General features: G+C 46.6%; 4 protein-coding genes. 2 read left to right on the forward strand and 2 right to left on the reverse strand.

The features are described 5' to 3' along the window. Positions 1 to 12: 12 nt before the first annotated feature. Positions 13 to 876 (reverse strand): alpha/beta hydrolase, encoded by an 864-nt coding sequence (locus tag O3C43_05980; protein MDA1066033.1) that lies wholly within the window; start codon positions 874 to 876, stop codon positions 13 to 15. Positions 877 to 1,052: 176 nt separating this feature from the next. Between O3C43_05980 and O3C43_05985 the strand changes: the two genes are divergently transcribed. After that, positions 1,053 to 2,162: a hypothetical protein gene (locus tag O3C43_05985; protein ID MDA1066034.1), complete on the forward strand. Its 1,110-nt coding sequence runs from the start codon at positions 1,053 to 1,055 to the stop codon at positions 2,160 to 2,162. After that, positions 2,159 to 3,334, forward strand: coding sequence for a hypothetical protein (locus tag O3C43_05990; protein MDA1066035.1), 1,176 nt, complete (start codon positions 2,159 to 2,161; stop codon positions 3,332 to 3,334). Before O3C43_05985 ends, O3C43_05990 begins: the two co-directional genes overlap by 4 nt. 6 nt (positions 3,335 to 3,340) lie before the next feature. Here O3C43_05990 and O3C43_05995 read toward each other — a convergent pair. Then, the coding region (locus tag O3C43_05995; GenBank protein ID MDA1066036.1) for a hypothetical protein at positions 3,341 to 6,543 on the reverse strand (3,203 nt) is incomplete at its 5' end.

Here is a 6,543-nt window from a genome sequence, read left to right on the forward strand (position 1 = left end):
GTGGGCCCCGGATTACCTCAGATGCTTTTTCAAGAACCAATCCACTAAAGCCAGGCGCTCATCATCAAAGAATGCTTTTCCGCCATGGGCACCACCATGGATAACCTCGAACCAAACAGGAAGGCTCAGGTCCTTGTACTGGCCATGAATTTCGTGTGCCTGGTTAATCGGCATCTGAGGATCCTGATCACCGTGTATCAGGAGCAGTGGCGGATCGGATTCGTCGATATGGAAAACAGGGCTGGCGAGCTTGGCCATTTCCGGAACAGCTTCTGGCCGGCCTCCAATCAACAAATCCAAAGCCGGTTCTCGAACACTCAAACCGTGGAGTGTGGATTGTTTCAAAATGGTCGTTAAATTGCTTGCTCCATAAAAGTCGACGATTGCTGCAATATCTGACGACTGATTGGTATAATTGCCCAAGTTCCCTTCCAGTTCCGGATGTCCATTAGTCACTCCGACCAAAGCGGCCAGATGCGCGCCTGCGGAGGATCCTGAAACCACGATTTTCTCTGTATTGTAACCATACTTGCCTGCCTGGCCCCGCAGAAAACGAATAGCTGCCTTGATGTCATGCACGTTCGCTGGAAAAGGAGCAACTGGAGTAAGCCGATAATCGACACTGGCGATCGAGTAGCCTTTCTTCACCAATGGTTCGATGGAAACGGAGTCCTTTGAGCCTCCACGCCAAGCTCCTCCATGTACCCACACAATTAAAATACTATCAATCGCATCTGAAGGCAGGTAGAGGTCAAGTTTCAGGGAAATCTCACCTGCCTTGGCATATTCGAGATCAACCAACTTTTGGGGTGTTGCCATAGCCACGCAAAATGTGGCCAGCAGTATTAGGGAAATTAGAGGAAGAATTCGATTCATTCCTATTTCATAGGTATGTCCAACGGGGCTTCAAAGCTTAATTTTAGTCGTTAACCTCACTTAATTTAGATTCTCAAAAATATTCTGTGATTATTGTAACTCTGAATGCAGTTGAACTCGTTTGTCGTTTCGGAGTATTATTCGAGTTCTCAAAAATCAACCCAAGGAGTTTCATTATGTTTAAGAAACAGGTTTTCGCCGCTTTAGTGGCACTTTCATTCGCAGCACTTTTTAGTGCTTCCGCGCAAGCCGCTCATCATAAATCATCAAATTCAGTAACATTATCTTCAGCCGGATCCATTGCGTTCGGTCCTGACGGCATTCTCGTCGTAGCCGACCAAAAAGCAGCCAAGATTTATGCCCTTCATACCGGCGATACAGACGTCGCCGCTCATGCTAAAACCTATAAAATCGAGGATATCGATGCGAAAGTAGCAGGAGTGTTGGGTGTATCTGCCGATCAGGTCCTGATTAACGATCTGGCGGTAAACCCGATCAGTCACAATGTTTGGCTGTCAGTCAGCCGTGGTCGCGGGGAAGGTTCTCAAGCTGTTATTCTTAAAGTGGATTCTCATGCAAAGATTTCGGCTCTGGATCTGAATGGCATCAAACATTCGTCCGTTGAGATACCTAACGCACCAGAAGACAAAATGTCTGGTGAAGGCCGTCGCGCGGAAAATAAGCGTATGAGCGTGGTGACGGATCTAGGCTTTGTTAACGACCAGGTGATCGTTGCTGGACTCTCCAACGAGGAGTTTGCTTCAAATCTCAGATCAATCCCTTTCCCTTTCAAATCAGCTAATGAGGGATCCAGTATCGAGATATACCATGGCAACCACGGGAAGTACGAAACACATTCACCCGTCCGGACCTTCGTTCCTTTTGATTTCGGTGGAGACGTGCACATTGTTGCCGCCTATACCTGCACCCCATTGGTTACGTTTCCGCTTTCGGAATTAAAACCCAAAGCTCACGTCATGGGTAAAACGATTGCGGAGCTGGGAAATCGCAACCGTCCTTTGGATATGGTTGTTTATAGCAAGGAAGGTTCCGACTTCCTGCTTATGGCTAACAGCGCCCGTGGTATTATGAAAGTGGAAACACTGGAGTTCGACACTCTCCCTGGTATCAAAGCAAAAGTAGCCGACAAACAAGGAACAAAATACACCACCATTGAGGGCTGGCAAGGCATCGAGCAGTTGGATCTTCTGGATTCGGCCAACGCCTTGGTTCTCCAAAAATCTGAAAGTGGAGCCCTCAGCCTTCTCAGCCTGGCGCTGCCTTGATCACACCCATCAGGACATTCCTGGTTTGTGCCATTTTATTTTCTTGGGTATGGCTCTCCGGTAAAACGGAGAGTCATGATCTAAGAGCCCTTCCGATTGGTGAAAAGGGGAAAGCGGGATTACAGGTATCCTATAAATCGGGCGACCGGGAATCTATTCAGGTTACCGGACTGAACCCGGAGGAGCTTGTGCGCTTTCAACACACGAATCGCCAAAGTGATCTCATTGCGGTGCGAACCAAGCCCCCTACAGTTGGAAACGTTTCGCCTATGTTTGGAAGCCACGACGTAGGTGAAGGGATCGTATCGTTCTATCCCCAGTTTCCGCTTCAAGCTGGTATCCCCTATTACGTCGAACTTGCTCCGGAATTGTTTTCGGGATCAACAAGCACTTATATTTACGCCTTCACACTGCCACAGGAGGATCAAGAGCCGGTGACCGAAGTAGCTGCGGTTTATCCATCAGCTTCAGTTCTTCCTTCGAATCTCCTTAAGTTTTATATTCACTTCTCCAACGCCATGAGTGTTGGCGATGTGTATTCACATATTCAGTTGTTGGATGCGGAGGGGAAACCACTTGAGTTGCCTTTCCTCGAGCTCGGCGAAGAACTGTGGGATATGGAATCCCGTCGGCTGACCCTGCTCTTCGACCCTGGGCGAATTAAACGCGGCCTTAAACCAAATTTGGATGAGGGGGGCGTTCTGGAAGAAGGAAAAAACTACACACTTCTGGTGCATAATTCGATGCTCGATGCCAAAGGTCGACCCTTACGGAAATCGTTTACCAAAAACTTTTCAGTGGATGGTCATGACACCGTTTCGCCAAACCTGTACAATTGGAAACTTTCGCCTCCTCACGCAGGGACACGCCAACCTGTTGCCGTTGAATTCCCCGAATCACTGGATGAAGCGCTCCTCCAGCGAGTAGTTTCCATTATAAACGAAGATGGAGAGGAAGTGTTGGGAGATCTTTCAATCACAACCCACGAAACCATTTGGTCACTTACCCCAGACGTCCCGTGGCGCAAAGGAAAGTATCGCCTCCAAGCCCGCACCATCCTCGAAGATCGCGCAGGAAACAGCATCGGTCGCCCCTTCGAAGTCGATTCATCGCGACCTCCTGAAGGATATCCGGATACCAAATACGTCTACCTTCCGTTTGAGGTAAATTAAGCTCCTTTACTCAGAAATCGCCCGAATCTCGAAGAACACTGGATCATTCCCGGGATGTTCGAGGCTGGCTTCAACGTATTCGATTCCGTTTTCAACCAGCAAAACACGCTCGGTTATTCCGTTTGAGGACCAGTTTGACAAGTTATCAGAGTGCCAGACTTTCAGGTGTTCAGAGCCGGTGACTATGAGACTTCTTGGATAAAGTAGGCAGATATCCAATCCATCAATGTAGATCAAAAACTGGGGAATTGTTGACGAATATTTCGTAATACCAAACAGATACTCCTGCAGGTTTGAAAACCCATTTCCATCTCGATCGGCTAACGGACCCCAAATTTCCGGGTCGTCTAATTCTTCCACTGAAAACCGTTCTTTAGTCCATGATTCGAGCGTTTGTCCAAACAGTGCTGTAAATTGCAGGTCCCGTCCAACCTGAAGGCTCAAAGCTTTATCACTTGCAATGCGATCACCTGACCAGCCGAGGAATTCCCAATCAGGATTAGGTTCAGCTTGAAGTTGTACTGAAGCTCCATAATTGGAGTATCCTGAGTCGGGTGCACCTAAAACCGTGCCTTCTCCAATAACAGAAATATGGACATTAAATGATCGAGGTTGAAAAATTGCACCCACTTCCATATCTGAACTCATCACGAAGTCTGCGACTTCAACACTGGCTTCTATGTCACCTGTCCAACTTGAAAATTCGTAGCCAAAGGCTGGTTTAGGAATCAACTGGATGGATTGTTTAAAGGGTATGTCCTTCAAAGCCTTTTGAGAGGTTATGGTTCCACCGCCTTCTTGAATTAAATTGAGTTTGCGCTCAGGAACAATAATCGAAGCACGATTGCCGAGGTAGAAATCATTGGTGCCATTGAAATCAGGCAACAATGGTGTGGATTGGATGTGCGCAGAAACAAAATATTTTCCGGGTTTGATATCATCGCCTATGGAAATATGGCGATTGATCGTAGTCGATTCACCAATTCCCAGCGAAAGAGGGTCCAGAGAAAGAAGAGAAGGATAATAGCGGTTGTTCTTGTCGGCACCCCACGAATTCGGGCGTTGGCTCAACAGGATTTCAACCGTTGTCGGATTTACTAGCTGGACTGCGGTCTGTCCTGAATTTTTTATTACGATATCCAAATTAATCGAATCACCGACCCCATATTCTCCTTCGCTCAACTCGAGCGATTGGATGGAGATATCTGTCGCCGAATACTCACGAATAGATGCCTCGTCTCCAAATAGGAAAAACGAGTTATCCGCTGTCGTCATTTCCATTTGTTTAGAAATATTTTGCGCTCCTAGCTCCCAGTTTTGTCCATCGCTTGAGGTGTATATCCAGGAATCGCTGACATAAAAGAAAGTGTCGTTGGTTGCAAAAAGACCTCTGGGTTGAACGGGTGGTGCTTGCGGCAATTGAATGACGGTCCAATTTGTTCCATCATTTACGTGGGCTTCCAGTTTTTGTTGTTCATTGCGAAATATGGCAATCAGGTGGTTCGTGGTCGCTGCTAACCAAATATTACTCACATTCTGAAATTGGGTGGACCAGTTCACTCCCGTATCTTCGCTGGCGAATTGTTCAGCATACAACTTACCCTTAAACTGGAGGAGATTATTTTTATCTATTATGGGTGAGGGAAGTGTTTTTTGTTCCCAGTTGATTCCATCTACCGATCTCGCCAGGTAATTCGTATTATTGGAAACGTACCAAAATGCACTTTCTCTGTCGAAGATGAGATGATCCAAAAATTTATCCGCAATCCATTGACCATCGTATTCATTCCACGTGATGCCGTCATTACTCGCTGCCAAAGTATTGCCGTCGATTTCATTAACAAATATTCCCTTCCCATAAGTTGCTTTACTTCCGATCCTTGCCGATCCGATTGACCAAGCACGATTTAAGTCTCTCGAGTAGGAAGTCCAATAAGAGCTCACGGCATGGAGCTTGTCTCCCTCCCCAATAACATTGCGTATGTTTGCGTAATACGGAACTTTGTGCGGACTCCAGGATTCTCCGTCTTTCGAAAATGAAGTTGAAAAATCATCTCCTTCGTTAAACTCCGCGATCAAAAATCCAGGGGGAGCGCTCAGTAACTCAAATTCTCCCCTGTTGTCGATTTCGATGTAGGGTCCTTTGCTGCTTGATTGCCATTGAATTCCATCTTCGGATGTCCAGAAGAATTCGTGGTTAGCACCGTAAAAGTTTCCATCCTTAAAGGTTAGATTACTTTTAATCCTCGGCCCGTCTATGGGTAACCATGTTTCACCATCGCCTGAAAAATAAGATATTCTTTTTGATCCTTGGTTTCCGGTAAGAAGGAAGAATGCGTTTCCGAGCGATTGGCCGCCTGCTATGTCTCTTGGATCCAGACTTGAAGGAGTAACGTCAGTGATACCTCCGCCTATATTAGTCACTTTTACTCCTTCGTTTTCTTGAGCCAATACTATTGTTTCTCCCTGTGCAGCTCTGCCGTTTTGGTTTATTGAACCGGTGTATTCAGTAAAGGGGATGGACGGCTTGCCAGGGCTTGCCTGGTAAAGCTCTCCAGTGTCAACGATCTCGTAAGGCAGGTTGGGGTTAGAGTAAAAGGGGTCTCCTAACAACAGCTTACCTGTCTGCATCGAGTACCATTCAACTCCATTCTTCGAGAGATATGCAATTTCTCTCCCTGTTGGAATTACGAAGAAGCTCGGCTGGATACTCCCGGGGTATCTTCTAGGGTCCTCCAATGGTATGATTTTCCAGTGAACCCCGTCTTTGCTGAAAATAAGAGCTTCACGCCCAATTGCACAGATGCCTATTTCATTGTGGTGAAAGTAAAGCAAATCACTCGGACTTGGAGTCTGAATCCTATTCCAATTTAAGCCATCCAACGATTGATAAATGATTCCCCCAAGTCCGGCTCCGTAAAAGGCACCTTTGAAGTAGGTCACATCTCTCATGGCAGGGCCGTTCTCAGGGATATTTGGATACAGGTTTCGGATGCCGATAACATCAATATACTTTGTTGCAATGAGTCCGTTTGAATCCGTCGCTATAATACGCAGATTGTGAGTCCCAATGCTTGGAACTGTATAAGTGAAACTAATCTCAGGTGGGGTTAGACTTCCTAAAAGAACATCGTTCTCGTAAATTTCGATCGAGGCTATGCTTGCTGTTCGGGAGTAGGCTTGTAATCCCAAGGAAATCTTTTCACCGA

The sequence above is a fragment of the Verrucomicrobiota bacterium genome, from assembly GCA_027622555.1.
In the GTDB taxonomy this organism is placed as follows: Bacteria; Verrucomicrobiota; Verrucomicrobiia; order Opitutales; family UBA2995; genus UBA2995.

Coding starts and splice junctions, on each gene's coding strand:
- O3C43_05980 (MDA1066033.1), bottom strand. CDS start 876: ATGAATCGAATTCTTCCTCTAATTTCCCTAATACTGCTGGCCACATTT.
- O3C43_05985 (MDA1066034.1), top strand. CDS start 1,053: ATGTTTAAGAAACAGGTTTTCGCCGCTTTAGTGGCACTTTCATTCGCA.